This is a genomic window from Enterococcus sp. DIV0970a, from assembly GCF_051711265.1.
GTDB lineage: Bacteria > Bacillota > Bacilli > Lactobacillales > Enterococcaceae > Enterococcus_D > Enterococcus_D casseliflavus.
This window is the reverse complement of the sequence record NZ_JBIOMF010000001.1, coordinates 2,682,760-2,708,574: the sequence shown is the minus strand read 5'-3', so window position 1 is coordinate 2,708,574 and position 25,815 is coordinate 2,682,760. Positions and strand designations below refer to the sequence as shown.

General features: G+C 42.7%; 27 protein-coding genes. 17 read left to right on the top strand and 10 right to left on the bottom strand.

Annotated features, from left to right (window positions below):
* The first annotated feature begins 135 nt into the window (after positions 1 to 135).
* The 4 genes from pta to IGK14_RS13030 all read left to right on the top strand — a co-directional run bounded on the left by pta (position 136) and on the right by IGK14_RS13030 (position 2,856).
* Positions 136 to 1,119, top strand: a complete 984-nt coding sequence (pta, locus tag IGK14_RS13045) for a phosphate acetyltransferase (RefSeq protein ID WP_010749890.1) — start codon at positions 136 to 138, stop codon at positions 1,117 to 1,119.
* Positions 1,120 to 1,333: 214 nt separating this feature from the next.
* Entirely contained in the window at positions 1,334 to 1,807 is a 474-nt protein-coding gene (tsaE, locus tag IGK14_RS13040; protein WP_010749889.1) for a tRNA (adenosine(37)-N6)-threonylcarbamoyltransferase complex ATPase subunit type 1 TsaE, read from the top strand.
* Positions 1,800 to 2,324 carry a GNAT family N-acetyltransferase gene (locus IGK14_RS13035; protein ID WP_010749888.1) on the top strand — a complete coding sequence of 175 codons (525 nt, stop codon included), beginning with the start codon at positions 1,800 to 1,802 and terminating at the stop codon, positions 2,322 to 2,324. The genes tsaE and IGK14_RS13035 overlap by 8 nt, the downstream gene beginning before the upstream one ends.
* A 16-nt stretch (positions 2,325 to 2,340) precedes the next feature.
* Positions 2,341 to 2,856, top strand: a complete 516-nt coding sequence (locus tag IGK14_RS13030; protein WP_010749887.1) for a GNAT family N-acetyltransferase — start codon at positions 2,341 to 2,343, stop codon at positions 2,854 to 2,856.
* A 75-nt stretch (positions 2,857 to 2,931) separates the two neighbouring features.
* On the opposite strand, the gene IGK14_RS13025 is transcribed toward IGK14_RS13030, so the two are convergent.
* Both IGK14_RS13025 and IGK14_RS13020 read right to left on the bottom strand, forming a co-directional pair.
* Positions 2,932 to 3,465, bottom strand: a complete 534-nt coding sequence (locus IGK14_RS13025) for a 3'-5' exonuclease (RefSeq protein WP_010749886.1) — start codon at positions 3,463 to 3,465, stop codon at positions 2,932 to 2,934.
* An 84-nt stretch (positions 3,466 to 3,549) separates the two neighbouring features.
* Positions 3,550 to 4,302 (bottom strand): exodeoxyribonuclease III, encoded by a 753-nt coding sequence (locus tag IGK14_RS13020; RefSeq protein WP_010749885.1) that lies wholly within the window; start codon positions 4,300 to 4,302, stop codon positions 3,550 to 3,552.
* Positions 4,303 to 4,515: 213 nt separating this feature from the next.
* Here IGK14_RS13020 and IGK14_RS13015 point away from each other — a divergent pair, with 213 nt between their 5' ends.
* The 4 genes from IGK14_RS13015 to IGK14_RS13000 all read left to right on the top strand — a co-directional run bounded on the left by IGK14_RS13015 (position 4,516) and on the right by IGK14_RS13000 (position 7,520).
* Positions 4,516 to 4,791 (top strand): AbrB/MazE/SpoVT family DNA-binding domain-containing protein, encoded by a 276-nt coding sequence (locus IGK14_RS13015; protein WP_010749884.1) that lies wholly within the window; start codon positions 4,516 to 4,518, stop codon positions 4,789 to 4,791.
* A gap of 73 nt (positions 4,792 to 4,864) precedes the next feature.
* Positions 4,865 to 4,996, top strand: coding sequence for a type II toxin-antitoxin system PemK/MazF family toxin (locus IGK14_RS13010; protein ID WP_225000597.1), 132 nt, complete (start codon positions 4,865 to 4,867; stop codon positions 4,994 to 4,996).
* A gap of 301 nt (positions 4,997 to 5,297) precedes the next feature.
* A complete protein-coding gene (gene murB / locus IGK14_RS13005; protein ID WP_371179810.1) occupies positions 5,298 to 6,182 on the top strand; it encodes a UDP-N-acetylmuramate dehydrogenase in 885 nt (294 codons plus the stop codon).
* Positions 6,183 to 6,299: 117 nt separating this feature from the next.
* Positions 6,300 to 7,520 (top strand): hypothetical protein, encoded by a 1,221-nt coding sequence (locus IGK14_RS13000; RefSeq protein ID WP_010749882.1) that lies wholly within the window; start codon positions 6,300 to 6,302, stop codon positions 7,518 to 7,520.
* Positions 7,521 to 7,586: 66 nt separating this feature from the next.
* Here IGK14_RS13000 and IGK14_RS12995 read toward each other — a convergent pair whose 3' ends face one another.
* From IGK14_RS12995 to IGK14_RS12980, 4 genes are read right to left on the bottom strand one after another with little or no spacing between them, the layout of a single operon-like run.
* Positions 7,587 to 8,231 (bottom strand): ECF transporter S component, encoded by a 645-nt coding sequence (locus IGK14_RS12995; protein WP_005228527.1) that lies wholly within the window; start codon positions 8,229 to 8,231, stop codon positions 7,587 to 7,589.
* A 2-nt stretch (positions 8,232 to 8,233) separates the two neighbouring features.
* The gene (gene coaC / locus IGK14_RS12990; RefSeq protein ID WP_010749881.1) at positions 8,234 to 8,791 is read right to left on the bottom strand and encodes a phosphopantothenoylcysteine decarboxylase; all 558 of its coding nucleotides are present in this window, start codon (positions 8,789 to 8,791) and stop codon (positions 8,234 to 8,236) included.
* Positions 8,792 to 8,822: 31 nt separating this feature from the next.
* Positions 8,823 to 9,572 (bottom strand): phosphopantothenate--cysteine ligase, encoded by a 750-nt coding sequence (gene coaB, locus IGK14_RS12985; RefSeq protein ID WP_010749880.1) that lies wholly within the window; start codon positions 9,570 to 9,572, stop codon positions 8,823 to 8,825.
* Positions 9,569 to 10,558: an acrylyl-CoA reductase family protein gene (locus IGK14_RS12980; RefSeq protein WP_010749879.1), complete on the bottom strand. Its 990-nt coding sequence runs from the start codon at positions 10,556 to 10,558 to the stop codon at positions 9,569 to 9,571. Before IGK14_RS12980 ends, coaB begins: the two co-directional genes overlap by 4 nt.
* Positions 10,559 to 10,943: 385 nt before the next feature.
* On the opposite strand from IGK14_RS12980, the gene IGK14_RS12975 reads away from it, so the two are divergent.
* The 7 genes from IGK14_RS12975 (at position 10,944) to IGK14_RS12945 (ending at position 19,003) form a co-directional block, all read left to right on the top strand.
* Positions 10,944 to 11,486: a helix-turn-helix domain-containing protein gene (locus IGK14_RS12975; protein ID WP_005228532.1), complete on the top strand. Its 543-nt coding sequence runs from the start codon at positions 10,944 to 10,946 to the stop codon at positions 11,484 to 11,486.
* 16 nt (positions 11,487 to 11,502) lie between these two features.
* A complete protein-coding gene (locus tag IGK14_RS12970; protein ID WP_005228533.1) occupies positions 11,503 to 12,591 on the top strand; it encodes an ABC transporter ATP-binding protein in 1,089 nt (362 codons plus the stop codon).
* 12 nt (positions 12,592 to 12,603) lie between these two features.
* Positions 12,604 to 13,413 (top strand): ABC transporter permease, encoded by an 810-nt coding sequence (locus IGK14_RS12965; protein ID WP_010749878.1) that lies wholly within the window; start codon positions 12,604 to 12,606, stop codon positions 13,411 to 13,413.
* A complete protein-coding gene (locus tag IGK14_RS12960; RefSeq protein ID WP_005228535.1) occupies positions 13,410 to 14,246 on the top strand; it encodes an ABC transporter permease in 837 nt (278 codons plus the stop codon). The genes IGK14_RS12965 and IGK14_RS12960 overlap by 4 nt, the downstream gene beginning before the upstream one ends.
* Positions 14,243 to 15,316: an ABC transporter substrate-binding protein gene (locus IGK14_RS12955; RefSeq protein ID WP_010749877.1), complete on the top strand. Its 1,074-nt coding sequence runs from the start codon at positions 14,243 to 14,245 to the stop codon at positions 15,314 to 15,316. Before IGK14_RS12960 ends, IGK14_RS12955 begins: the two co-directional genes overlap by 4 nt.
* A gap of 442 nt (positions 15,317 to 15,758) precedes the next feature.
* Positions 15,759 to 17,516, top strand: a complete 1,758-nt coding sequence (locus IGK14_RS12950; protein ID WP_010749876.1) for a 1-deoxy-D-xylulose-5-phosphate synthase — start codon at positions 15,759 to 15,761, stop codon at positions 17,514 to 17,516.
* A gap of 290 nt (positions 17,517 to 17,806) precedes the next feature.
* Complete coding sequence (locus IGK14_RS12945) at positions 17,807 to 19,003, top strand: MFS transporter (RefSeq protein ID WP_010749875.1); 1,197 nt, start codon at positions 17,807 to 17,809, stop codon at positions 19,001 to 19,003.
* A gap of 87 nt (positions 19,004 to 19,090) precedes the next feature.
* Here the strand turns inward: IGK14_RS12945 and IGK14_RS12940 are convergent, their stop codons facing one another.
* On the bottom strand, positions 19,091 to 19,975 hold the full coding sequence (locus IGK14_RS12940; RefSeq protein ID WP_010749874.1) for an AraC family transcriptional regulator: 885 nt from the start codon (positions 19,973 to 19,975) through the stop codon (positions 19,091 to 19,093).
* A 132-nt stretch (positions 19,976 to 20,107) separates the two neighbouring features.
* Here IGK14_RS12940 and bglB point away from each other — a divergent pair, with 132 nt between their 5' ends.
* Complete coding sequence (gene bglB / locus IGK14_RS12935; RefSeq protein WP_010749873.1) at positions 20,108 to 21,214, top strand: beta-galactosidase BglB; 1,107 nt, start codon at positions 20,108 to 20,110, stop codon at positions 21,212 to 21,214.
* 39 nt (positions 21,215 to 21,253) lie between these two features.
* Positions 21,254 to 21,565 (top strand): L-rhamnose mutarotase, encoded by a 312-nt coding sequence (rhaM, locus tag IGK14_RS12930; protein ID WP_010749872.1) that lies wholly within the window; start codon positions 21,254 to 21,256, stop codon positions 21,563 to 21,565.
* Positions 21,566 to 21,720: 155 nt separating this feature from the next.
* On the opposite strand, the gene IGK14_RS12925 is transcribed toward rhaM, so the two are convergent.
* The 3 genes from IGK14_RS12925 to IGK14_RS12915 are packed head-to-tail and all read right to left on the bottom strand — an operon-like array spanning position 21,721 to position 25,563.
* On the bottom strand, positions 21,721 to 23,172 hold the full coding sequence (locus tag IGK14_RS12925) for a response regulator (RefSeq protein ID WP_005234181.1): 1,452 nt from the start codon (positions 23,170 to 23,172) through the stop codon (positions 21,721 to 21,723).
* The gene (locus IGK14_RS12920) at positions 23,169 to 24,938 is read right to left on the bottom strand and encodes a sensor histidine kinase (RefSeq protein WP_010749871.1); all 1,770 of its coding nucleotides are present in this window, start codon (positions 24,936 to 24,938) and stop codon (positions 23,169 to 23,171) included. Before IGK14_RS12920 ends, IGK14_RS12925 begins: the two co-directional genes overlap by 4 nt.
* Positions 24,907 to 25,563: a DUF624 domain-containing protein gene (locus IGK14_RS12915; RefSeq protein WP_010749870.1), complete on the bottom strand. Its 657-nt coding sequence runs from the start codon at positions 25,561 to 25,563 to the stop codon at positions 24,907 to 24,909. Before IGK14_RS12915 ends, IGK14_RS12920 begins: the two co-directional genes overlap by 32 nt.
* Positions 25,564 to 25,815: the final 252 nt, after the last annotated feature.

The window sequence follows — 25,815 nt, the reverse complement described above, 5'->3', positions numbered from 1 at the left end:
GTTATTTAGAATGAGTAAATTTGTAAAAAAGGTAACGATATTTAAAATAATCGACTAATACAGGATTTTTATCTGTTCTTTTTTTCGCAATTATTGTACAATGGAAGGGTATAAAAAAACTGGAGGTCTTTACCCGTGGAATTATTCGAAAGTTTAAAATTTAAAATCGTGCGTCGTCATATCAAAATCGTTTTTCCTGAAGCAACAGATCCTCGTATCCTAGGTGCTGCTAGCCGTTTACGTTCAGAAGAATTAATTGAACCTGTTTTGATCGGTAACCCGGTTGAAATCGAAAAAGCAGCGGAAGCTCGCGGAATCAACGTATCAAACTTTGAAATTTTAGATCCTGAAAATTATGATCGTTGGGATGAAATGGTTGAAGCTTTTGTGGAACGCCGCAACGGCAAAGCAACCAAAGAACAAGCAGAAGAAATCTTAAAAGATGTCAACTATTTCGGTACAATGTTGACTTACATGGGCATTACTGAAGGAATGGTTTCAGGAGCGATCCATTCTACGGGTGATACAGTAAGACCCGCTTTACAAATCATCAAAACAAAACCAGGCATTAGCCGTACAAGTGGTGCTTTCTTAATGGTTCGTGGTCGTGACCAAGAAAAATACTTGTTCTCAGACTGTGCCATCAATGTAAACCCAACTGCACAAGAATTGGCAGAAATCGCTGTTGACTCAGCGAAAACCGCTGAATTATTTGAAATCGATCCAAAAGTTGCTATGTTAAGCTTCTCAACGAAAGGGTCTGCGAAAGCACCAGAAGTAGATAAAGTCGTTGAAGCAACAAAAATCGCCAAAGAATTGGCACCAGAATACCAAATCGATGGAGAATTGCAATTCGATGCTGCGTATATCTCAGCAGTTGCGCAATTGAAAGCTCCTGAATCTGAAGTAGCAGGTAAAGCAACCGTCTTTGTTTTCCCAGATTTACAATCAGGAAACATTGGCTACAAGATCGCCCAACGTTTCGGTAACTTTGAAGCGATTGGACCAATCTTACAAGGATTGAACAAACCAATCTCTGATTTGTCTCGTGGTTCAAATGAAGAAGATGTCTACAAATTATCAATCATTACTGCGGCACAAACACTAATGGAAAAATAAGCAGCCAATCGCTGCACTTATGAAAAACTGATCCCTTGAGGGTCAGTTTTTTGTTTTGTTTTTGGAAAGTTGAGGGCAGCAAAGGAGGAAGTGTGCGCAAAAGCAACGATCCAGTGATCGTCGGGAAATTTTCCCTAAGCTCCTTCTTTACAATTCCTTGAAAAACAAGCTATACTAGCAACTAGTAAATTAGATTGATCAAAGGATGGGGACTATGTTTACCATTAACGACTTAGAAGCAACCGCAGCATTTGCAAAAATCATTGGAGAGGCAGCCGAGCCAGGGGATAATCTGGTATTGACGGGCGATTTAGGTGCTGGCAAAACAACCTTGACGAAAGGCATCGCCTTGGGGCTAGGAATCGAGCAACTGATCAAAAGTCCGACCTATACGATCATTCGTGAATATACCAATGGGCGGCTACCGCTGTATCATATGGATGTCTATCGGGTGGAATACGGTGCAGAAGATTTAGGACTGGATGATTATTTCGAAGGGGATGGCTTGTGTGTGATCGAATGGGGCAATCTCTTAGAAGCCTCCCTGCCAGAGGATTATTTAGAACTGATTTTGGAAAAAGATGATACAGATGAACAAAAACGTCTTGTGAAATGTCATGCATATGGCACCAAAGCAACCGCCTTTTTGCAACGGATCACAACAAAATGGCAGGCAGCCCATGAGTGAGATCCAATTACAGATCAAAGAAGCCACGGGTGCTGATGCCAAAGCTGTGTTAGCAGTCAGTCAACAGCTAGGAGAAGAAACGGATTTTCTTTTGATGGACGAAAGCGGCTTGGCGTTGCCAGAAGCCTTATTGGCAGAACAGCTGGACGCTATCTATGAACGGGACGACTATTTGCTGTTGTTGGCATTTGATCAAGAACAATTGATCGCCATGGCATCAGTCAAAGGCCATGAAGAGTGGCAATTAGCCCATGTCGGGGAGATCGGTATCTCGATTTTAAAAGACTATTGGGGCTTAGGCTTAGGTTCGCTCCTGATTGAAGAATTACTGGACTGGGTAGTAGAAGTTGGCGAATTGACCCGCATCGAGTTGACCGTTCAAGCGAGAAATTTACGGGCGATCCATCTGTATCAAAAATTTGGTTTTTTAACAGAAGGCTGTATGAAAGAAGCGGTGCAAACCCGCGAGGGGCAAAAAGTTGACGTCTTGATGATGGCACGTCTTTTTGAATCATAAAAAAGGAGTGAAGGAAATGGAGTTTCGGGAACCGACGATCGCAGACTGCGATCAAATCGAAGCGTATCGGCAAGCCTTCGAGAAGAATCAAGAAGTCATCCATGGTGGGGCAGGACTTGTAGAAAGTCCGACAGCCAAAGACTGGCTAGAGGGATTGGTGGATTTTAAAACAGCAGAAACGGTACCAGAAGGATTCGTTCCCGCCCGTACCTATCTGGCTATCCAAGATCAAAAAGTGGTCGGTCTCTTGAATCTGCGTCTGACACTTAATGCGTATTTGCGCCAAATTGGCGGACACATCGGGTATTCAGTGCACCCAGACCATCGAAAGCAAGGCATCGGCTCGGCAATGTTGGCACAGTCATTGGTAAAGGCCAAACAATTTGGCTTGAACAACGTGTTAGTAACCTGTGAAGAAGCCAATCGCGCCTCCGCCAAAGTCATTGAAAACAACGGTGGTAAATTGACAGAAAAAGTCATTGATCCTGAAGATGGCGCTATAATCTGTCATTATTGGATCGATCTGACTTAAAATGAATCCTTCCTTAAATGAAAACGTGCGTCCTAAAGGCTAGCGCAATGCTGACTTTAGGACGCACGTTCTTATTTATTTGACTAAAACCAATTTTTTTAATGGATCGATACCAAATTCTTCTTCTTGACGCAATAAGATTTGGGCACATGCCCGACTATCTTCTAGTGCATCATGGTGGTTTAGTAAAGGAATCTGTAATTGCTCACAAACCGTGTTTAATTTGTGGTTCGTAAATTCTGGATACAGCTTGCGGCTCGTTCGCACCGTGCATAAGGAAAGATAATTTGGTTGTGACAACCCATAATAATCAAGACATCCCGCCAAAACTCCAGTATCAAAACCAGCGTTATGCGCAACGATCAAACTGTTCAGTTGATAATATTGTTGGATTTGTTTCCATACGTCAGGAAACTTAGGCGCTTCTTGTACATCTTCTGGACGGATGCCATGAATTTGAATGTTTTTCCAAAAAAATTCCGTTTCCGGTTGGATCAATGTGTAATATTCGCCCACGATTTTGCTATCTTGTACCATGACTAGTGCAAGGGAACAGGCACTATGCTTTTGATAATTTGCTGTTTCAAAGTCCATTGCGATAAAATTCATCAGACTCACCTCATTGCCATTCTAGCACAAAATCAAAGAATGAAAAGCGAACAAACGTTAAGAAAAACTGAAGTTTTCTTACGGTTAGTTGAGATCCAGTTCCACCGGACAATGGTCACTGCCAATGATATCTGTATGGATCTTGGCGTCTAGCAAGCGCTCATTTAAGTCATCCGAAACGACAAAGTAATCGATGCGCCAGCCAGCATTGTTTTTGCGAGCGTTGAAACGGTAGCTCCACCAAGAATAAATACCTTCTGCATCTGGATAGAAATAGCGGAACGTATCGGTAAAGCCAGCAGCCAAAAGAGTCGAAAACTTTTCCCGTTCTTCAGGTGTAAACCCAGCACTTTTTTGATTGGTTTTCCAATTTTTGATGTCGATATTTTTATGGGCAACATTCAAATCACCGCAGAGAATCACTGGCTTTTGTTGTTTCAATTCAGTCAAGTAAGCCAAAAAGGCATCTTCCCAAGTCATGCGATAATCCAAGCGGCGCAATTCATTTTGGGAATTCGGTGTGTAGCAAGTAATCAAGAAAAATTCAGGATACTCCAGCGTGATGACGCGACCTTCCGTATCATGTTCTTCGATTCCTAATCCATAACAGACCGATAGTGCAGGTTCTTTTGCGAAAATTGCTGTGCCAGAATAGCCTTTCTTCTCCGCATAATTCCAGTATTGATGATAGCCTGGTAAATCCAATTCGATCTGACCTTCTTGCAGCTTTGTTTCTTGTAAACAAAAGAAATCAGCATCGAGGGCTTCAAACACTTCAGAAAAATTTTTTTTAACGATGGCCCGTAAACCATTCACATTCCAAGAAATAAATTTCATTGAGACTCCTCCTTGTTTTCCACTACGCCTCCCATTTTACCTAAAAAAGCCAGAAGCGCAAAGCAAGTGAGCGGAATGAGGAAAACAAGGAGGAAGAATGAGGATTAAATTTGGATGCTAGAGAAAATTCGTTTGTAGTACGGAAAAGGAACGATGGCTCCTTACGTTTACTTCCATTTTATGATACAGTCATTTTGAAAAGGGGGCAGTTTCATGACGATCAAAGCGCAAGTTTCAGCGAAAATGACTTCGAAAAATCAAATAACTATTCCAAAAAGTGTGCGGCAAATACTAGGCTTAAAAGAGAATCACTGGGTAATTTTTGAATTTACCCCAGAAGGTGAGATCAAGGTAAGAGGCGAAAAAGCAGCACCTTCTTTTGAAGATTTTTGGAAACAAGAATTAGCGATCATAGAAGAAATGGGAAAATTTGACACAGGTGAGATGTTTTTTGAAAAAGATTTAGGTGAGGAGAACATTGAATGGTAAGGCAAGGAGATATTCTTTTTATTGACTTAAATCCCACCAAAGGAAATGAAATGGCAAAAAAAGACCGTGTGTAGTGGTTAGTAATGATTATTATAACAAGAGTTTCAATACCATCTTAGTGATGCCAATCAGTAGCTCAAAAAAATATGTAGAAGAAAAATTTGCTCGATCGAATGCGTTTCAAACAGTTACCGAAACACAATAAAGTAAAGTTCAAGGGACGATTCTTTGTCAGCATATTTGCAGTGTGGACTTCTTGCATCGCAGCAACTTAGAAGTAGTCGATAAAGTCACTACGGAGATGAAAGAACGATTATCTGAAATAACAAAACACTTTTTTTGAAGCTTACTCTTTATTAATCAGGTCATTCGAAAAGAGGCGCTTATGGGTCATTCGACCATTAAGCTTTTCTTTGATTCACCAGAGGTAGCAACTTTTCCTTGAACATGCTAAAATAAGTGAGATGTTTATTGTGAAAGGAAACCTTCTCGTGAATAAAGACTTGATGATTGCGCAATTCCCTGAAATTGCCTTATTAAAAGATGAACCCTTATTGAACTATACGTATACAAAAACTGGTGGACCGGCAGACATTTTGGCTTTTCCCAAAACAGCAGATGAAGCCAAACAGCTGCTTGATTATTGCCGAGAACAAGCGATTCCTTGGATCGTCTTAGGAAATGCCAGCAACTTGATCGTCCGTGACGGTGGTATTCGTGGCGTGGTGATCATGCTATCAGAAATGAACCAAATCGTGGTGGACGGCACTTCTTTGATCGTCGATGCTGGATCAAAGTTGATCGATACCACCTATGTCGCTTTGCATGAATCGTTGACTGGTTTTGAATTTGCCTGCGGGATTCCTGGCAGTGTCGGCGGTGCCGTCTTTATGAATGCTGGCGCCTATGATGGCGAAATCCAAGATGTCTTTGCGTCCTGCGACGTTTTGCTGGCTAATGGTCAAATCGTGACTTATACCAAGGAAGAAATGGAATTTGCTTATCGTCATAGCAAATTGCAAGAGCAAAAGATGATCATTTTGAGCAGTCGCTTTGATCTAGCAAAAGGCGATCAAGAGCAAATTAAAAAGCGGATGGATGAACTGACAGAATTGCGGCAATTGAAGCAACCGCTAGAATACCCCTCTTGTGGGAGTGTCTTTAAACGTCCAGTCGGTCATTTTACCGGCAAGCTGATCCAAGATGCAGGCTTACAAGGATTGAAATGGGGCGGAGCCCAAATTTCGGAAAAACATGCGGGCTTTATCGTGAACGTCGATCAAGCCACTGCAACGGATTACGTCGAACTGATCGCTCATATCCAACAAGTCATCAAAGAAACCTTTGATGTCACCTTAGAAACAGAAGTCCGAATCATCGGCGAAGAATAGAATAGCGAAAAGATTGTCCTGAGGGGCAGTCTTTTTTTTATGAGAGCTGATAAAAAAGAGCTTAGGTTTGTAAGCTTTCTCAGTCTTCGGTACAATAAACGAAAAGGAGTGAGCAGGATGAAAAAGTGGGGACGCGTCATTTTGTTTGTTGGGTTCGCCTTTCTTTTCGGCGGTTGTACGAAATTACCGCAAGAACAGTTTGCCGAACAGTTGACGAATCAGCAAGCAGCGAATGCTGGTGAATTCCAAGCGACGATCGATACCTTTGAGATGGGCAGCAGCAGCGAATACGGTCAAGAAGCCGATAGGTATGCCTCTATGTTGATGTCACAGTTAGTCGGCTCGTCATTTAAAGGGGACTTCGTCCAGGACAAAGAAACCAAAGCGATTTTACTCAATCTGGCAGTCGCTTTTGGGGGGCAGGAGCTGCCGATCAAGCTGATCGTCGATCCAGAAAAACAAGAAGCGTATGTGTCAGCTGAAATCTATGAAACACTGCAAGGGTATATCAGCGCATTTGGTAGTGACAGTTATGGGACAAAACCAGACGCTGCGGAATATGAAGGCAAATACCTGCGCATCGATCAAGAAACCTTAGATTCTTACTTTGGCGAAGGAACTTTTGCAGAGGACGGCGAGGGGACAACCGAAGCAGAAAAAGCGCCTGAAAACCTCTTTACCATGAACAGTCTTTTTCATAATGAGACATTTGCAGACTATCTGAAAACCTTTGAACCGGATGCTTTCAAAAGAGATGGAGATACGATCAGCCACACGTTTACCAAAGAAGAATTGGCAGATTATGCAGATTATGCCCAAGAACACGGCGCCGATCAAAAGCAAGTCGCCGAATTAGAAACGATGTTGGAAGAAGTCGAGCAGTTTGACTTAACCATGACCATCAATACGAAAACAAATCAGCAGAAAATGGCTTTTCACTTCGTGCAAGCGGATGAGCTGCAAACCACTATCGGAGCCACGGTGACTTTTACAGGGAAGAAAAGTGATACTGCTGTTGCAATCCCTACAGCGGAAGAATTGATTGACCCAGAAGAATTGTTTTCTCCCTATGATTATGGCTGGGATGACAGCTATGACGATGGGTATGAAAATGATTATGATGATGAGTACTGGGATAGCTATGATGAAGCCGATGATTGGTCTTCTTATATGCTGACGGATGAGGAGTTTGAAGAACTGCTGCTGCAAATCAAGCAAGAGCTGCCTTATTTGACCCAAGCAGATATCGATGATTATCTGACATTTTATGAAGAGTATTTGACCCAAGAGCAGTATCAAGAGCTTGTCGAAGCACTCCAAGTGACACAAAGTCTATGAGTCACTCAAAAGGGAAGCGACCGCCTAAGTTAGCCAAAAAGCTAACTTTGGGCGGTCGCTATTTTTTTAGATACGATTTTTTTTTCGGTTCATGACTAAGCGCAAAAGGACGGTTCCAACTGCCATCGTGGCGATTCCCGCTACAATGGCTTCAGGTACACCTTGGGCGAAGATCACACCCAAAATCGCTGCATAGACAGCATTGCCGGCTTTCCCCACAACCTCCGCATATTCTTGCTGGAACAAGAAGTAGATCAAGTTCATTACCAGGATCGTATTCGTCAAGCCTCCAGCAACACCAGCAATCAGTAGCGAAAGACTTTGCTGTTTGTTTTTCCAGATTTTTTGACAGCCCTTATAAACAAAGTAAGGAACGACACCAATCAAAATACGGGGGATCAGCGCTACGAGGATCGCTTTCCAACTTCCTTGATCACTCCCATAAATCGGTACGAAAGGAGAGAAGACAAAAGAAAGCGGGGTGATGATCCACGTCGAACGCACCATACTGATGATCCCAAAGGCGCCGCCTAAAAAGCCGCCGATCCGAGGGCCCAATACAATGGAAGCAATGATCACAGGAATGTGCATCGTTGTCGCATTGATTGGTCCTAAGGGAATAAACCCAAGAAAGGGAACCGATGCTAAAAGAATCAAGATTCCTAAAAAGAAAGCTGTTAAGACAAGTTCAAAAGTTGATATTTTTTTCATTGTTAGACACTCCGTACTTCCAAAGCAGTCAATGCTTTTTCGAGAATCGTTTCTGTTGCTGCTAATGCGCCTCTGCCGAAATCACCGCAAGCCAGTAACGCTTCACGGGGTTCAATCTCTTGGAAGCCGACTTCTTTCAAAATCCCCAAATTTCTTTGAACAATCGGGTTTTCGTACATGACGGTATTCATGGCTGGTGCAATCAAGCGGGGCACGGATAACGGCAACGCTAAGGCAACTGTTGAGATCAAATCATCGGCTAACCCATGCGCCAGCTTGCCAATACTGTTGGCACTGGCTGGGGCAAGCAAGAAAAGATCGGCTTGTTTGGCTAGTTCAATATGGTTGATCCGATCTGGTTGACGTTCTTGCATAACATCCACATGGATCGGGCGTTTGGATAATGACTGTAACGTCAAAGGTGTAATAAATTGTGTGCTATTTTGAGACATTAAGACATCCACTGCATAGCCCTTTTTGGTTAATTCATTGGTTAGGTCGGCTGCTTTGTATGCAGAGATACTGCCGCTGATGCCAAGCAGAACGTGTTTTTGTTTCATGTTTCTTTCTCCTTTTCTAAAAAACATCTAGCTAAGCACACAGGTCATTGCGTAATGTGTCAACGATCAAGGTTGCGATCTCAGCTTTCGTGCGGCCAGTCCCGATTTGTCCTTCTTGTGTCAAAAGGTGTCCGACATGCTGGTTTCCAGAAATTTGCGTCAAGTCGTTGGCCAACACATAATCCGCTTGGCTAGCCAGCAGACTTTTTCGTGCGACCGCAAACAACTCGGCTTCCGCTACGTCTACTAATAATTTGAATCCGACTAATAAGGTTGTCGGCTGTACTGCTTTGATGGTTTGGATCACTTTCGGGGTTTTCTTCAACACTAAAAACAAATGATCAGTATTGGAAGAAACTTTGCCTGCCGTTGTTTCAGATTGTGAGAGTACGTGTGCCATCAATGCGGGAGTGACCTGGTTGTCATAAGCTGGTAGGGCATCGTTGATTGCTTCATAAAACGCTGCTTCTGAAAAATGAGCAGCAGGGGTGAAATCACTGACTGCCATACTGTGGATCACGGCAGCATACGAATGGGTCGTCAATAAATCGGTCAACTGCGCCAACAAGTCCGTGGTCCCTTCAATGAAATGACAGGTAACTCGTGGATCGGTCGGCGGTTGTTTGGCAGTTTTCGTCGTAACGTAATCAATGGTTACCCCAGGGTATAGCAGCCATTCCTTGGCAATGGCTTGACCAAGTGAGCCCGTGGAATGATTCGTAATTGCACGGACATCATCGATTTTTTCGGAAGTACCGCCAGCCGTAATCAAAATTCTCATTGCCCTTGTGACACCTCAACGATCGTCCGTCCTTGGTGCGTACCAGCTAATAAAGCTGCCAATGTTTCTGGTAAGTCTTCCAAAGTGATGGCTTTTGTGTAAAGCTGATCGATCACATTCCACTCACCAGCTAATTTCTCCCATAATGCCGAGCGGATCTCATGGGAAACATTGACCGAATCGATCCCAATTACGCGAATCCCACGCAAAATAAATGGTAAGACAGTCGTTTCGATTTTGATCCCACCAGCATTGCCGCATAAGAAGGCACCGCCCCCATAAGCGATTTGCGGAAGCACTGCCGCAAGCAATGGACCGCCAACAGTATCGATGACCGCTGCAAACGATTGTTTTGCTAATGGTTTGACCTTTTCTGGTACCAGGTCATCAGGACTAATGATTTTTGCTGCGCCTAGGTCTAACAACCATTGCGCATCGGTTTTCCGAGATAGCGCCACTATATTTGTATAGCCCAGTTTTTTCAATAAAGCAATGCTGACACTGCCGACGCCACCGCTAGCGCCTGTCACCAAAATAGCAGCGTCTTTTGCTAAGTGCAGCTGTTCTAATTCTTGCACCGCTAAAGCTGCTGTGAACCCAGCAGTGCCATAGGTCATACTGTCTTTTGCTGAAAAACCAGCAGAACGTTTCACGAGCCACTCGGCTGGGACCCGTTGAAATTGACTGTAACCGCCTGGGTGAGAAACCCCTAAGCCATAACCTGTCACTAAGACTTGGTCGCCTGGGGCAAAATCAGCAGACTGACTGTCCACGACTTCCCCTGCTAAATCGATTCCCGGCGTCATCGGATACGTGCGGATCACGCCGCCATTTTCTTTTGCTGCCAAGGCATCTTTGTAATTGACATCTGAGTAATCAACACGGACAAGCACATCGCCTGCTGGCAGCTCGTCAAGGGTTGCAGTTGTGAGTGAAGCAGTAAAATTTGGTTCATTCATGACACGAAAGGTAGAGAAATTCGTCATTTCAGACACTCCTTTGATGGTTTGTACTCATAATACCATAAGTTTTATTTTTTTAACCAGTGAAGCAAGAAAAGGCAGGTCTTCTTATCAAAAAATCAGCAAAAACAGATCATTATTAAATCTACCTTTTCTTCGTTAAAATAGAAGTTGTTCTTTTAAACCTTTGAAAAGCGAAAATGACGGGACCGCCAATTGTTTCCTTTATAATACAAGCGTTTAGCGTCACTCCTTTTTTGATCAGAGAGAAAAGATTTCAAAAAAATGAAGAAAAAAGGCTTGTGTTTTTTGTAATTATTTGTATACTAGAAAAAGTGAAATTAAACATGAAGTTTACTTATAGCAAACTTTTTTATTTGAAGTTGTGTCAATTAAAGGGGGAATGAACATGGAGATTGGCGAGAAGCTGCGCAATTTGCGCGTTCAAAAGAATTTGACCCAAGAAGAATTAGGCGAGCGGACCGATTTGACGAAAGGCTATATCTCACAGTTGGAGCGTGATTTGAGTTCGCCTTCTATGGAAACTTTTTTTACGATCTTAGAAGTTTTAGGCGTGACACCAGAGGAATTTTTCCGAGAAGAAAATGCGCAGCATCAAGTGGTTTATCGCGAAGAAGATAGCACGCTTTATTATGATGAAGAAAATGGCTATGAATTGAAGTGGCTGATTCCCGATTCCAATGAAAATGAAATGGAGCCAGTCTTGCTGACCTTTGATAAAGCGGGCGAATACAAGACCTTTGAACCATCGTTAGCAGAAACATTTATCTATGTCTTAGAGGGCAGTGTGGCGTTGACACTAGGAGAAACGCAGTACAAGGCTCGTAAAGGCCAATCGATTTATTATCAGGCGACTGAGCCGCATCAATTAAAAAATATTGCGGGAAAAAAAAGCCGTGTGCTTGTAGTCGTGACAGATTCTTATTTATAGTACAGGAGGAAAGAGTGTGGGAAAAACAATAATTTCATTCAACAATGTGGTGAAGCGATTTGATGATGATGAAACAGTTTTGAAAAAAGTGAGTTTTGATATTGAAGAAGGTCGCTTTTATACATTGTTAGGTCCTTCAGGTTGTGGAAAAACAACCATCTTACGCATCATTGCGGGTTTTTCGGACGCAACAGAAGGCGACGTTTATTTTGATGGACAAAGAATCAATGACGTTCCTGCCAATCAACGGCAAGTGAATACTGTCTTTCAAGATTACGCCTTATTCCCACATATGAACGTTTTTGAAAATGTGGCATTTGGTCTGCGAATCAAAAAATTACCAAAAGATGAAGTGAATAAAAAAGTCTTAGAAGCGTTGCGGCTAGTGCAGCTTCCTGGTTATGAGAATCGTGAAATCAGCGAAATGTCTGGAGGACAACGCCAACGGGTCGCAATCGCACGAGCGATCGTCAATGAGCCCAAAGTATTGCTTCTTGATGAACCCTTGTCCGCATTGGATTTGAAATTGCGAACCGACATGCAATACGAGCTGCGGGAATTGCAGCAGCGACTAGGCATCACCTTTATTTTTGTCACCCATGACCAAGAAGAAGCGTTGGCGATGAGTGATGAGATTTTCGTTATGAATAAAGGGAAGATCGTCCAAAGCGGCACACCAGTGGATATTTACGATGAACCAATCAACCATTTCGTGGCGGATTTTGTCGGTGAAAGCAACATCGTCACAGGTACGATGATCGAAGACAACTTAGTGGAGTTTGTCGGCAAGCAATTTGAATGTGTCGATGGCGGGATGCGGCCGAATGAAGCTGTTGAGATCGTGATCCGTCCAGAAGATTTGAATTTGACGACGGCGGAAAAAGGCAAGCTGGTCGTTGAAGTAGACACGCAATTGTTCCGAGGCGTGCATTACGAAATCATTTGTTACGATGAACAAGGCAACGAATGGATGGTTCACTCTACAAGAAAAGCCACTGAAGGAAGCAAGATCGGGCTTTCCTTTGAACCAGAAGACATCCACGTCATGCGTTTCAATGAGTCCGAAGAAGATTTTGATGCTCGTTTAGAGAGCTACGAAGATTAGGAGGGAAAGCTAATGACGAAAATGCGTCGTTTTTATGCGATACCCTATGTCTTTTGGTTATTGCTATTTGTTATTGCACCAGTCTTATTGATCATCTACCAATCCTTTTTTGATATGAACGGCAACTTTTCGCTGGTCAATTATCAAAGCTACTTAGGTTCTGGCAAATATTTGATCATGACCTTAAACTCGGTTTGGTATGCCTTTTTGATCACCGTGATTACCTTAGTGATCAGCTACCCGACAGCCTATTTCTTAACTAAGCTGCGTCACAAAGATTTGTGGCTGCTGTTGATCATCTTACCAACGTGGGTTAACTTATTGTTAAAAGCCTATGCGTTTATCGGGATTTTCGGCATTCATGGCAGTGTCAACAACTTCCTAGAAATCATGGGTGTTGGACCAAAGCAGATTTTGTTTACCGACTTTAGCTTTTTGACGGTTGCCGTCTATATCGAACTGCCCTTTATGATCATGCCGATTTTTAATGCCTTAGAAGAAATGAATCCCTCTTTGATCAGTGCCAGTCGCGATTTAGGGGCAAACAGCTATGATACGTTTCGACGAGTGATTTTCCCTCTGTCGTTAAACGGTGTGAAAAGCGGCGTCCAAGCCGTCTTCATTCCGTCGCTCTCCCTCTTCATGTTGACCCGTTTGATTGGGGGCAATCGCGTGATCACGCTTGGTACGGCGATCGAGCAGCACTTTCTCGTTACCCAAAACTGGGGCATGGGTTCGACCATCGGCGTCATTTTGATCATCGCCATGTTCCTCGTGATGCTGTTTACGGGAGAAAAGAAAAAAGGAGGGCAACGTAAATGAAAAAATTTCGCTGGTCGAATCTTTATCTGATCGTCGTCTTTATTCTTTTGTACGTGCCGATCTTTTATTTGATTTTCTATTCCTTCAATGAAGGAGGCACCATGAATGCTTTTACGGGTTTCACTTTTGAACATTACCAATCCGTCTTTCAAGATACCCGCTTGATGATCATCGTGTTGAACACCTTTATGCTGGCATTTTTATCAGCATTACTGGCAACGATCATCGGCACATTTGGAGCGATGGGCATCTACTATACCCGCAAACGTCGAACGAGAACGGCATTGTTGAGTTTGAATAATATTTTGTTGGTTTCACCAGATGTCATCATTGGTGCCAGCTTCTTGATTTTCTTTACGATGATCGGCAACTTGTTCCGTGGGTTTAGCTTAGGCTTTTTCAGCGTATTGCTTTCGCATATCGCCTTTAGTATCCCGATCGTGGTCTTGATGGTCTTACCGAAACTGCAAGAGATGAACGATTCAATGATCGATGCTGCCCGTGATTTAGGCGCGAATAATTTTCAAGTCATTAAAAATATCATTTTGCCTTTCTTGACACCGGGCATCATCGCCGGCTATTTCATGGCCTTTACTTATTCACTCGATGATTTTGCCGTGACATTCTTTGTGACAGGCAATGGCTTTAGTACCTTATCGGTAGAGATCTATTCTAGAGCACGTCAAGGAATCAGTTTAGAAATCAATGCATTAAGTACACTTGTCTTCTTATTCTCCATGATCCTGGTGGTAGGTTATTACTTTATCAGTAAAGAAAACGGCGCGAAGAAATTGCGTAAAAACCGCCGTGTGGAGGTGGCAAATCTGCGATGAAACGACTACAATCTCTGATTATCGGTATTGTTGCGATCGTCCTGATCTTGCTCTTTGGTGTCCGTGAATTGGAACGCTCCTCTGGTATGGCAGGCGCTGAAGTCGTCAACATCTACAACTGGGGCGACTACATCGACCCAGATTTGATCAGTAAGTTTGAAGAAGAGACTGGCTACAAGGTCAATTATGAAACCTTTGACTCAAATGAAGCGATGTTCACGAAGATCCAACAAGGCGGTACGTCCTATGACATCGCCATACCGAGTGAATACATGATTGAGAAAATGATGGAACAAAATCTTTTAAAACCATTGGATCACAGTAAAATCAAAGGGCTAGACAATATCGACCCTCGCTTTTTGGACCTGAGTTTTGATCCAGGCAATCAATATTCCATCCCTTATTTCTGGGGAACACTGGGGATCGTCTATAACGATAAGTTCTTTGATGAAGGTGAGATCACCCAATGGGACGATCTTTGGAAACCCGAATTAGCAAATAGCATCATGCTGATCGATGGCGCGCGTGAAGTGATGGGATTAGGTTTGGACAGCTTAGGCTATTCTCTTAACAGCAAAGACGATGATCAGCTGCAAGAGGCATTCAATAAGCTACGGACCATGACCCCAAACATCAAAGCCATCGTCGCAGATGAAATCAAGATGTACATGGCCAACGAAGAAGCATCGGTTGCGGTCACATTTTCTGGGGAAGCAGCCGACATGATGTACGAAAACGAGCACATTCATTACGTGATCCCTTCGGAAGGCTCCAACCTGTGGTTTGATAATATGGTCATTCCTAAGACCTCACAAAACGAAGCCGGTGCTTACGCCTTCTTGAACTTTATGCTAGAACCCGAGAACGCTGCACAAAACGCAGAATACATCGGCTATTCCACACCTAACCAAGAAGCCATGGCATTACTGCCTGACGAGATCACCGAAGACGAACAATTCTATCCATCCGATGAATTAATGGAACACCTCGAAGTCTATGAAAACTTAGGTGCTGAGTATCTGGGCATCTATAATGATTTGTTCTTGGAATTGAAGATGTATCGGAAGTAAGCAAACTGCCATTAAGCAGGGAATGGATCCTGTTTAATGGCAGTTTTTTATAATTTACTATGACATATCAAATGAACCTCTAGGAATATGTATTAGAAAAGAAAATTTATAGAGAATAAACCTGCAATTGTTTCAATAATTAGAAAAAATCAACCTCGTTTTGTTCAAAATGTTTCAAAAACTACTTGACCTAAAGTCAACTCTAGGTGGTATCTTTTTAGATAGAAGAAATGAGCAGCGATTGTTAGAACTAAGAAAAATCACAATTTCCCTTCAGGATAACTTGCTATTTCTTGGTTTGACAGGAATTTAAAAAAGAGCGTCTAGCTCCGATTGCCGCTTTTTTTCATTCTAGAAAACGATCCACTCATTTCGACTTCGTGTCTTTTTACTTGTGAGTAAACACACGAACCATTCAAACATTTTTACAGGAGGTACGAACATGTTATTAGAAAAAATCAAAAGCCCCAAAGAGTTAAAAGAATTGACCAGTGGGCAACTTCAAGAACTGGTAGTAGAAGCACGAACTGCTTTATTGGAAAAAATAAGTCACCATGGGGGGCACAATGGCCCCAATCTGGGGATGGTTGAGATGACGATCGCGTTGCATAAAGTCTTTGATTCCCCCACCGATAAGCTGATTTTTGATGTGTCTCATCAGACCTATATCCATAAAATGTTGACGGGACGCGCCCATGCCTTTCTTGATGCTACGCAGTATGATGCGGTTTCTGGTTACACGAATCCGAAAGAAAGCGAGCATGATCTCTTTACGGTCGGTCATACCTCCACCTCAGTTTCGTTGGCAAATGGTGTGGCGAAAGCCCGTGACCTAAAAAATGAAACGTATAACGTCGTTGCCGTCATTGGCGATGGTTCTCTATCAGGTGGCTTAGCGTTTGAAGGCTTGAACAATATTGTGGAATTAGGCACCAATACTATCGTGATCCTCAACGACAATGACCAATCGATCGCAGAAAATCATGGAGGGATGTACCAGAATTTGCGGGCATTGCGGGAAACCAAGGGGCAAGCAGCAGACAATCTGTTCAAAGCGATTGGTTTTGAGTACCACTATTTAGATGAAGGAAATGACCTCGCTGCCTTGATCGCTTTATTTGAAAAAGTGAAAGACATTGATCGTCCTGTTTTATTGCACATTCATACGATCAAAGGCAAAGGCTTCAAGTTTTCGGAAGAAAATCGTGAAAAGTTTCATGCAGGCGGTCCCTTTCATTTAGAAACAGGCGAATATATTTCTGCTGGGGGCAATCAAGTAACGTACAACAGCTTAACGACGGATTATTTATTAGAAAAAATGGCGACAGATCCTAAAGTCGTGGCAGTAAACGCTGGTACACCGATGCTGCTTTTTTCTCCAGAACAACGAGAAAAAGCAGGTAAACAATTTGTAGATGTGGGTATTGCAGAAGAACATGCGGTATCGATGGTTGCTGGGTTAGCAAAAAATGGAGCGAAACCTGTCTGGGCCGTTTTTTCTACCTTTATGCAACGTAGTTTTGATCAAATTTCCCATGATTTGGCCTTAAATCATCTGCCGGGAACGATTCTGGTATACGGTGCATCGATTCATGGAATGAATGACGAGAGCCATCTGGGAATTTTTGATATTCCATTTTTGGCACATATTCCCAACCTTGTTTATCTTGCGCCAACCTCTAAAGAAGAATATCTAGCAATGTTGGATTGGTCGTTGGAACAAACCAACGCTCCGGTTGCGATCCGGGTACCGGTTGGACCTGTCAACGAAACGGCAGTGGCAGCCTCTACTGACTACAGCGATCAAAAAAATGAGGTGACTCAAGCTGGCACGCAGGTAGCCATCGTCGGTGTCGGAACCTTTTATGCGCTAGCGGAAGAGATCGCAGAACAATTGAAAATGCAACATGGAATTACGCCAACGGTGATCAATCCTAAGTTTATTTCAGGGGTCGACAAAGAGTTGCTGGATGCTGTGGCACGAGCGCATAAACTCGTTATCACGTTGGAAGACGGCATACGAGAGGGCGGCTATGGACAAATGATTGCCAGCTATCTTGGTGATCGTGAGATTGCCGTCAAAAACTATGGCTTAGAAAAGAAATTTTATGATAATTACCGAGCAGCGGACGTTTTATCCGAACTTGGTATCACTGCTGAGGCAATTACGAAAGATGTCATAGAACAGCTGCAGAAATAAGTTCTCTTAGGGTGTCTTCTGTAGCTGATAGGATTGTTAAAAAATGAATGATCGAAGGAAACCTTGCAGTAAAACAAACTGCAAGGTTTTTTCGCAGACAATCGGTGACGGTCTGCAGCAAATGCAGAAGACCAATGCTTTTCAAGCATAAAGCCTCAGCGTAGGAAGCATTGGTCAAATGCTGGCGATCCAGCAAATAATAAAGAGGTAGGAAAAGATTGCTTTGGTGTCTTATCCGGTTGAGCTCAGAGAAACAAAAATAGTATTTTGCAAAAAGAAAAGGGGTAACTATGAAATTTTTTTCAATGAAGTTGCTGGCACTGTTGTCGGTGGCAATGGTCGTTTATTCTGCACCAGCGATTTCTGCCAATGTTCCCGCAATTGTGGCAAGCTTTCCAGAAGTAGATGCGGTCTACGTCGGGTTACTGACCACGATTCCGTCATTGTTTCTTTTGCTGGGGATTTTTACTACCAGCATGATCGAAAAAAGGATCGGCAAAAAATACACGATGGTCACCGGCTTGGTCATTGTGGCGATTTTTGGCACGCTGCCGGCATGGTATCAGGGGAGTTTTCCCGTCTTGTTTCTTTCGCGCGCGATTCTTGGCTTCGGGATCGGTTTATTCAATCGTTTGGCGATTCAAATGATTAGTTTGTTGTTTCAAAATGAGCCGCAAAAGAAAGCCAAGGCCCTTGGGTTAGAAAGTGCCGTCGGTGGTTTAGGTGGTATCTTTATGACTTTGCTGGTAGGGCAGCTAGTGAAGATCAGTTGGGAGATCTCTTTCTTCGTTTATGGCTTTGCCTTGATCAGTCTCTTTTTTGTTCAGGTGTTTATTCCCAATGAAACAAAAGCGACCACCGATGCGGCTCTGATAGCGAACGTCACGGTTTCAAAAGAACGGAAACAAAAGTCATTTGTTTTGGGGGTGCTCTTGTTTCTGATCGTTGTCTTGTTTATCAACTACAATCTGCAGATCACCCCGTTGTTGTTGGAAAAAGGAATTGGTGATGCGACCGATGGCAGTAACATGATCGCCGCCATTGCGACGGGGGCATTTATCGCAGGCAATGCCTTTGGCTTGATATATAGACGCCTACATCGCTGGTTGCTGCCCGTTGCGGCATTGCTTGCAGGAAGCAGCATCTATTTGACCTATCCCATGCAGACGGTGGGGCTGCTCTTGGGTTGTTCTTTACTACTAGGCTTTGCCTTTCGCAGCATCATGCCTTTTTTCACCCACTTGCTGACGACTGGTGGTGAAGCGGAAGCTAAGTTTGGCACGATCGTCTCGATCGTTGCTTACAATTTAGGGGTCACGTTAGCACCTTATGCATCACGCTTGCTGATACTAGTCAGCGGCAATGAAACAGCAGGGATGCAGATGATCCTGTCAGGGGTCTTGTTGGTTATGATTGGGATTGTCTTAGGGATCAGCAATCGCTATTTTCTTTATTTCGAGCGGGGAACTTCTGAGGAACTTGGGTAGCTGTTTTTAAAAGATTGAATGAAAAACTCTCTTACGATCGTCAATGTAAGAGAGTCTTTTTTGTAAGCAAATCTTTTCATCGGCTTGCTATTTTTTCCCTGCAAAATGCGTAAAACGAACAAACTGATTTTGGGCTTCTTCTTGTAAAAATTCTTTTGGTGTCAGTTGAAATTCTTGTTTGAAGCAGCGTAAAAAATGGGTATAGGAGTTGAAGCCGCAAGCTTCGAAGGTGGCGGTGGCGCTTCTGGTTTTACGTAAAATTTCTTTGCTCTTTAAGAGTCGTTTCTTTACGACATAGGCATGAAAGGCGACGCCAGTTTCTTTTTTGAAGGTCCTTGAAAGCGAGTATGGGCTCATGAAAAGGGCTTTGGCGACGGTCTCTAAGGAGAGATCAGCGGTCAAATGCTGATTGATATAGGTAATGGCAGCCAAAATGTCTTTATTTTTATAGAGTGAGTCGGATAAAAACAGCGGTTCTTTTTCCTGATAGGCAATCGTATTGATGGAAATCAAAAACGCAATCAAATGATTTTGATAAAGTAAGTCGGTGCCATAATTGCTATCCGTTTTTTTGCGCAAAGGTCGCAATAGCTGGTCTAGTTGGTCGGCATCGATCGATAAAATACGACTGTTGATGCCGCCGTTGCTACGAAAACAGGCAGTGAGATCTGTTTGGGTAGTGGAGAGGGCAGTGAGATAACTAGGATTGATATACAGGTAGGTTCGCTCGAAAAAATCAGAAGTTTGATGGACGATTCGATGCAAGACGTTTGGAGGAATCAAGATGATCGTACCAGGTTCTAGAGGGAATTCTCCGCCATCGATAAAGAAGACCGCTGATCCTTTTAAGGTACAGTGAATCTCATAAAAACTATGGTAATGATAAAGGGTATTGTTTTCTTCTACGATGTCTTTGATATGAAAGGCCTCAAAGCGATCGTTGATCATCGTGTCCGCACTTTGATTCTCCATGATTGGCTCCTTTCGTGCTCGTTTGATTTTATCATACAAGAATAGATAGTAAAGTGTCAATAACTGCTATTTTTGTGTAAATGTAAGCGTGTTACGATCAATCTATCAAAGAGAAATGAGAGGATGAACCCAATGGTGATTTTAGAACAGTTATTTGTGGAAAAACGTGTCGTGGAAGAAAAAATTGATCGCATGATCGAAAATTTAACGACGATCAAGGATGATAATGGTGAATTTCTATTAGACTTTGACGGCTTGATCGTTGATGATAAAAGCTGGGGGATTTGGAACTGGCCGCAAGGGGTGGGACTATATGGCATTTATAAAAACTACCAAATCACCAAAAATCCCAAAGCGCTCCAAGTTGTGGAAGAATGGTTTGAGCAGCGAATGTTAGAAGGCGCGCCGCCTAAAAATGTCAACACGATGGCGCCGCTTTTGGCAATGGCGTATCTTTATGAAGACACCAAAGATTCTCGTTACTTGCCTTACCTTGAACAATGGGCGGAATGGGTCATGCATGATATGCCGCGAACCGATGAAAATGGTCTGCAGCATGCGACCTATGGACCAGAAAATCGCAACCAGCTTTGGGACGATACCTTGATGATGACCGCTTTGCCTTTGGCGAAAATTGGCATGTTGCTGAATCGTCCGGCTTATATCGAAGAAGCAAAACAACAATTTATGATCCATATCAAATACTTAGTGGATAAAAAAACTGGGCTTTGGTTCCACGGCTGGACCTTTGAAGAACGCCACAATTATGCACAAGCACTTTGGGCAAGAGGCAACTGCTGGATCACCATTGCGATTCCTGAGATCATTGAAATTCTCGACTTGCAAGAAGGAGACGCGTTACGGGGCTTCTTGATCAATACCCTCTTAGACCAACTAACTGCCTTGCAAGAAATGCAAGATGAAAGTGGCCTGTGGCACACCTTGTTAGACGATCCTAGCTCGTATGTGGAGGCTTCCGCGACGGCTGGTTTTGCCTATGGGATTTTAAAAGCCGTTCATAAGCGTTACATTGACAAAGCTTGGGAAGATGTTGCCTATAAAGCGTTAGCCGGTTTGATCGAACAAGTCGCAGAAGATGGAGAAGTCCAAAATGTTTCCATCGGTACTGGAATGGGAGAAGACTTGGCGTACTACAAAAACATCGCGATTACGGCGATGCCTTACGGGCAATCACTGACAGTCTTAGCATTTACTGAACTATTGGTTTCATTTTGTTAAGTTAAACACCTTACGCAATAAAGAGAGGAGCAGACAAAGATGATCAAAAAAGCGATTCGGATGCAGCTACATCCTGGATATGAAGCAGAATATGAAAAACGGCATCGCGAACTATGGCCAGAACTAAAAGAGCAGCTCATAGCACACGGGGCGAAAAGCTACCAGATTTTCTTAGATCCAGAAACCCTTGCGTTGTTTGGCTACCTTGAGATTGAAGATGAAACCCGCTGGCAGCAGTTAGCGGCAACCGAGATCAACCAAAAATGGTGGCATTACATGGCAGAACTCATGGAAACAAATCCTGATGATTCGCCAGTGACACAGGAGTTAAAGGAAGTCTTTACGCTGTAAGCTAGGTAAAAACGCTCATTCCTTAAAACGAACACGGTCGCATCAGTTGTTTGACATCAATCACTCGTTAGTCAAAGAGGTAGTTCGCTCACATCCGTGAGCGGACTACCTCTTTTGTTGAAATAGCAAAACAATCATTTCGGATAGAAGAAACGTTAAGAGAGAAGGGCTTTTTCTTGCTGCTTCAAAAATTTCTTTGGTGTCATACCAGTAATCTTTTTGAACGTTTGAACAAAATATTCGGGCGCATTGCTAAAGCCCGTCATCGCTGCCACTTCGTAGACTTTGTAGTTTTTCTTCAGCAGTTCTTGTGCTTTTTGGATGCGGTATTCGGCTAATTTTTGATTGAAGCGAATCCCGGTTTCTTTGTAATAGGTTTTTCCTAAGTATTCAGGATTTAAGTACAAAAGATGGGCTGCGATCCATTTCAATGACAATGCTTCATGGTCATAATATTCTTCGATGATCAGATTGACTTTTTGGGACAGCTGCATGTTCTCGCTATCATCTAAGCTGCCCCGCATCAAATCGATACAGTGAAGCAGCATAAACTGGAGTTCGTGCCAATTATTCAAGAGCATGATCTTTGGGGAATAGTCATCAAAGTAAATGTCTTTTTTGATGCGATGGTTTTCAAAAATTGCCGATAACAAATCGTTGACCTGCAGCCGCAATAGTTGGACAGGGTAAAGCTCCATGCGACAGGTAGAAAAAAAGTTTTCCGTAAGAACTTGGGCTAAAGTCAGTTCGCCTTTGTCGATCAATGCCAAAAGTTTTTCACGGTATTCCATGTAGAGACTATTTTCATAGACATTTTCTTGTGAGATTTGGGCTTCTTGGATGACTTCAAAGGTATCAAAATAAAACTCCTTATCCAAGTTCCGCTTGCCTAAATGATAACTGAGTAAAAATTTTTCGGGAGTTTCGACCCAGCAATTGATGGCGATCCCTTTTCCTAGATGCGCAGCCTGTACCTTCGTTTTAAAAAAGAGATTAAAGGTATTTTCCGTACTGAAGTTCAGGATATAGCCAACTTTGTTTTGATGACCGATCACCAACTCGTGATGGTTCTCATAGCTTTCGATCCGCTTAGCGATGGCGTGATAGAATTTCGAATCAAATAAGTACATACAAAATGGAAAAACGAACGATTCAGGCAGCGGTTCTTCTCCGCAGCTATTGATGTATTGTTCAATTTGTTGTTTTAAATAGAGGGTAGATTCCATTTGGCGACGTTCAGAGCGTTCGATCGTCTCAGCCAACGCTTCTGAAAGCTTGCTCGGAAAAACAGGTTTTTCAAGGAAAAATTTGACCCCTAAAGCCATCGCTTCTTTGGCAAAGGAGAAGCTGCCAAAGCCTGTCAAAATAATGATTTGAATCGCAGGATTGATGGCTTTTAATTTTTTGATCAAGGCAAGTCCATTGACTTTAGGCATATTGATGTCGGTAATCACGATGTCGATGGTGTTTTGCTGACAAAATGCCAAGGCTTCTTCACTGTCTGTGTAAATTCCTTTGACCACTAATGGGAAATCAAAAGAAGCAACGAGGTTAGCCACACCATTTGCTATCAAGGGTTCATCGTCAACAACGAGGATATTTTTCATGTTTCACTCACTCCTTTTAAGGGGATCACAAAGCGCACCGTCGTCTTTTTGAAGGGAATCGAGGAGACGATGGCTAACGACGCTTGATCACCATAATGCAGTTGCAATCGTTTTTGAATATTGGTCAATCCGATGCCGCCTTCTTTTTCAATCGAGAAGTTGGCTTTAAAACCAGGGCCATTGTCAGAGACACTGACTTGGAGAAAGGTTGCTTGTTGTTCAATCGTAAGGACGAGGCGACACGTCTCCTTCATATCATTGACGGCGTATTTAAAGACATTTTCAATCAATGGTTGAATCAGTAACTTAGGAACCTTAAAGGACAGGTCATTCACCAAAATTACTTCGATATACTCGATCCGTTTCCCGAAGCGAACGTTTTGAATATTGATATAGGCATGCACGATATCTAACTCATCTTGCAGCGTCGTGAAGTCAGACTTGGTATCGATTTTTTTACGAAACAAATAGGCAAGGGAGGTGACCATCTCTGAGATCTGCCACTGCTGATTTTCAATGGCGATCCAGTTGATCGAGTCTAACGTATTGTAGAGAAAATGCGGATCTAATTGTGCTTGCAATCCCTTAAATTCGATTTCTTGGGACAAAATACGCATTTCATAATTGTCCTTGATCAAGGCATTTAATTCATCGATCATCGTATTGTAGCTTTCGTAAAGGACCATGATCTCTTCTTGGCTATTTTCTGGGACAGCGAGGGTCTTTAAAGAGGCCAGTTTTTTCGTTTTCCGCAGAACGGCCATTTGCGAAGCCAAGTCAGCTAAAGGACGGGTCAGCTGATTGCTTATTTTCCGAATCATAACAATAATCAAACATAAAAAAGGCAAACTCACAGCGATGGAAAGGCCTTGTAGTTTATAAAGATCCGCTAAGACTTGGTTTTCAGGCAGTAAATAAATGAAGGTCATATTCGGCATCGTCTTCCGATCCATTGCATAGTAGTACTGGCGATTATCAAACGTCATGGAGCCGATCGATCGCTGGAAGGTTCCCATTTTCTGCTGCAAGGTATTTTGATCCGCAGCGAGGGTTTGCTCGTCATTTGCGGTACTATAAAATTGGTTCTGATACGCCATGAAAAATTGGTTTTGTTCAGAGACAATAGGAAGACTTTCGATCTCGTTACGAAAGAAGGACGTATTGACTAGAAATATCACCGTACCAATATAGGTTAAAGAAAGATCGGCTGTTGAATAGATTTTTCGCAGGTAGACACCTTGAGAAAGGTCTTTTGCAAAAAACCAACTCCCTTTGGCAGGCTTATCGGGCAAAGTCTCGATCATATCTTTGATGGTTTGGCCATTAAAGATATGGTCGGTCTCGGCTAGAAAGTTGATCATGTTTTCGTTCGTTGGGGTAAAGAGATAGACGTTTTGAATCGTTGATTCATTGCGTACGAGGGCGTTGATTTCTGCACTTAAGGCATTCTTTTGGTCGATCGCCTCTAAGGATTGCAAGGAATCTTGTGCCAAGATCCTTTGTAGGCCATTTTGGATCGGTGCACTATCAATAATGCGAAAAGAGAGGGTTTCGACGGCAGTTAAACGTTTGGCGATATTTGTTGAAATGATCGAGACATCTTTATACGCGGCTTCTTTCAGCTGCGCCATGTAGACTTGTCGCCAAACTAAGGTCAGGAGAACAGCCAATGAGACGATAATTGCCACCGTCGCAAAAAAGACAAAATGTAACTGTCGCTCAAAAGGCTGCTTTTTAAAGTGATTGATCAGCTTCTGGGACTTCATGGACACTGCCTCGCTTTGCTTGCAATTGTTTGGTTTTTTCAATCATCTGACCATGAAAAAATTCAGCGAAAAACAAGAAAATCACTAGTCCAAAGACGAGTAACAAGGAGGTTTTGGCAGTCAATAAGAGAAACAATAAATACCAGGTAAACAACAAGGCAAGGCCTTGCAGTGGGTAGCGAAAGACTAGAAAGATACTGACGTACAAGGTCTGTTTCCAAGCGTGTTGTTCGGCTTTGGCATAGGTCATAAAGCTGATGAATGCAGTGTAAAGGAGGAGAATCGTTAAAAGTAAATAGACAGGGCGCAGCCAAGCCATTTCAGTCGGGAAAAAATGAGTAATCCGTAAGTTAAACAACAACAGGAGTACTGTACTTAATAGTCCAATGCCAAAAAGGGAAAAGGTGCGAAAGGCTTGCTTGTAGGCTTGCCAGAAGGCAACAGCTGAATAGTCATGACCAGTTTTACGAAAATCATGTAAACATTTGATCGTGACAGCGGTGGCAGGACCGAAGCCAAAAATCCCCAGCCCTAAAAGGGTAAAGAAAAGCCATAAAAGGTTTAATTTAGCAAAATAAGCTGTTACCGTAAAAAGACGAAACAGTCCGGTTTGTATTTTTTTCATTGTTTCCACCTACCTTGTTTTTTGAAAAGTAAGCCTTTTCAACGCTAGTATAGCATAGTATATTGGAAAAAATAGAGCATGTCTGTTTTTTTACATTTTTCATCTGTTTTTCTATTTTTTTCTAGCTATTGCCCGTGAAGGCTTAGCCTTCAGCAAAAACGGCAGTCTAGTTTTTCACATATTTGCTCTTGTTTTTTCATTTTTATTAACGAGGATTTCCATTAAAATCACCTTGTAAGCGCAAACAAAAAG

What these genes read in the sequence shown, in the direction of transcription:
- IGK14_RS12940 (WP_010749874.1), bottom strand. Translation starts at nt 19,975, where the DNA reads ATGGAGAATCAAAGTGCGGACACGATGATCAACGATCGCTTTGAGGCC.
- IGK14_RS12960 (WP_005228535.1), top strand. Translation starts at nt 13,410, where the DNA reads ATGAAAAAATTTCGCTGGTCGAATCTTTATCTGATCGTCGTCTTTATT.
- IGK14_RS12965 (WP_010749878.1), top strand. Translation starts at nt 12,604, where the DNA reads ATGACGAAAATGCGTCGTTTTTATGCGATACCCTATGTCTTTTGGTTA.
- IGK14_RS12975 (WP_005228532.1), top strand. Translation starts at nt 10,944, where the DNA reads ATGGAGATTGGCGAGAAGCTGCGCAATTTGCGCGTTCAAAAGAATTTG.
- IGK14_RS13015 (WP_010749884.1), top strand. Translation starts at nt 4,516, where the DNA reads ATGACGATCAAAGCGCAAGTTTCAGCGAAAATGACTTCGAAAAATCAA.
- rhaM (WP_010749872.1), top strand. Translation starts at nt 21,254, where the DNA reads ATGATCAAAAAAGCGATTCGGATGCAGCTACATCCTGGATATGAAGCA.
- bglB (WP_010749873.1), top strand. Translation starts at nt 20,108, where the DNA reads ATGGTGATTTTAGAACAGTTATTTGTGGAAAAACGTGTCGTGGAAGAA.
- IGK14_RS12925 (WP_005234181.1), bottom strand. Translation starts at nt 23,172, where the DNA reads ATGAAAAATATCCTCGTTGTTGACGATGAACCCTTGATAGCAAATGGT.
- IGK14_RS13025 (WP_010749886.1), bottom strand. Translation starts at nt 3,465, where the DNA reads ATGAATTTTATCGCAATGGACTTTGAAACAGCAAATTATCAAAAGCAT.
- IGK14_RS12915 (WP_010749870.1), bottom strand. Translation starts at nt 25,563, where the DNA reads ATGAAAAAAATACAAACCGGACTGTTTCGTCTTTTTACGGTAACAGCT.
- IGK14_RS12920 (WP_010749871.1), bottom strand. Translation starts at nt 24,938, where the DNA reads ATGAAGTCCCAGAAGCTGATCAATCACTTTAAAAAGCAGCCTTTTGAG.
- IGK14_RS13020 (WP_010749885.1), bottom strand. Translation starts at nt 4,302, where the DNA reads ATGAAATTTATTTCTTGGAATGTGAATGGTTTACGGGCCATCGTTAAA.
- IGK14_RS12945 (WP_010749875.1), top strand. Translation starts at nt 17,807, where the DNA reads ATGAAATTTTTTTCAATGAAGTTGCTGGCACTGTTGTCGGTGGCAATG.
- coaB (WP_010749880.1), bottom strand. Translation starts at nt 9,572, where the DNA reads ATGAGAATTTTGATTACGGCTGGCGGTACTTCCGAAAAAATCGATGAT.
- IGK14_RS12995 (WP_005228527.1), bottom strand. Translation starts at nt 8,231, where the DNA reads ATGAAAAAAATATCAACTTTTGAACTTGTCTTAACAGCTTTCTTTTTA.
- coaC (WP_010749881.1), bottom strand. Translation starts at nt 8,791, where the DNA reads ATGAAACAAAAACACGTTCTGCTTGGCATCAGCGGCAGTATCTCTGCA.
- tsaE (WP_010749889.1), top strand. Translation starts at nt 1,334, where the DNA reads ATGTTTACCATTAACGACTTAGAAGCAACCGCAGCATTTGCAAAAATC.
- IGK14_RS13035 (WP_010749888.1), top strand. Translation starts at nt 1,800, where the DNA reads ATGAGTGAGATCCAATTACAGATCAAAGAAGCCACGGGTGCTGATGCC.
- IGK14_RS13000 (WP_010749882.1), top strand. Translation starts at nt 6,300, where the DNA reads ATGAAAAAGTGGGGACGCGTCATTTTGTTTGTTGGGTTCGCCTTTCTT.
- IGK14_RS12950 (WP_010749876.1), top strand. Translation starts at nt 15,759, where the DNA reads ATGTTATTAGAAAAAATCAAAAGCCCCAAAGAGTTAAAAGAATTGACC.
- IGK14_RS12955 (WP_010749877.1), top strand. Translation starts at nt 14,243, where the DNA reads ATGAAACGACTACAATCTCTGATTATCGGTATTGTTGCGATCGTCCTG.
- IGK14_RS13030 (WP_010749887.1), top strand. Translation starts at nt 2,341, where the DNA reads ATGGAGTTTCGGGAACCGACGATCGCAGACTGCGATCAAATCGAAGCG.
- IGK14_RS12980 (WP_010749879.1), bottom strand. Translation starts at nt 10,558, where the DNA reads ATGACGAATTTCTCTACCTTTCGTGTCATGAATGAACCAAATTTTACT.
- murB (WP_371179810.1), top strand. Translation starts at nt 5,298, where the DNA reads ATGATTGCGCAATTCCCTGAAATTGCCTTATTAAAAGATGAACCCTTA.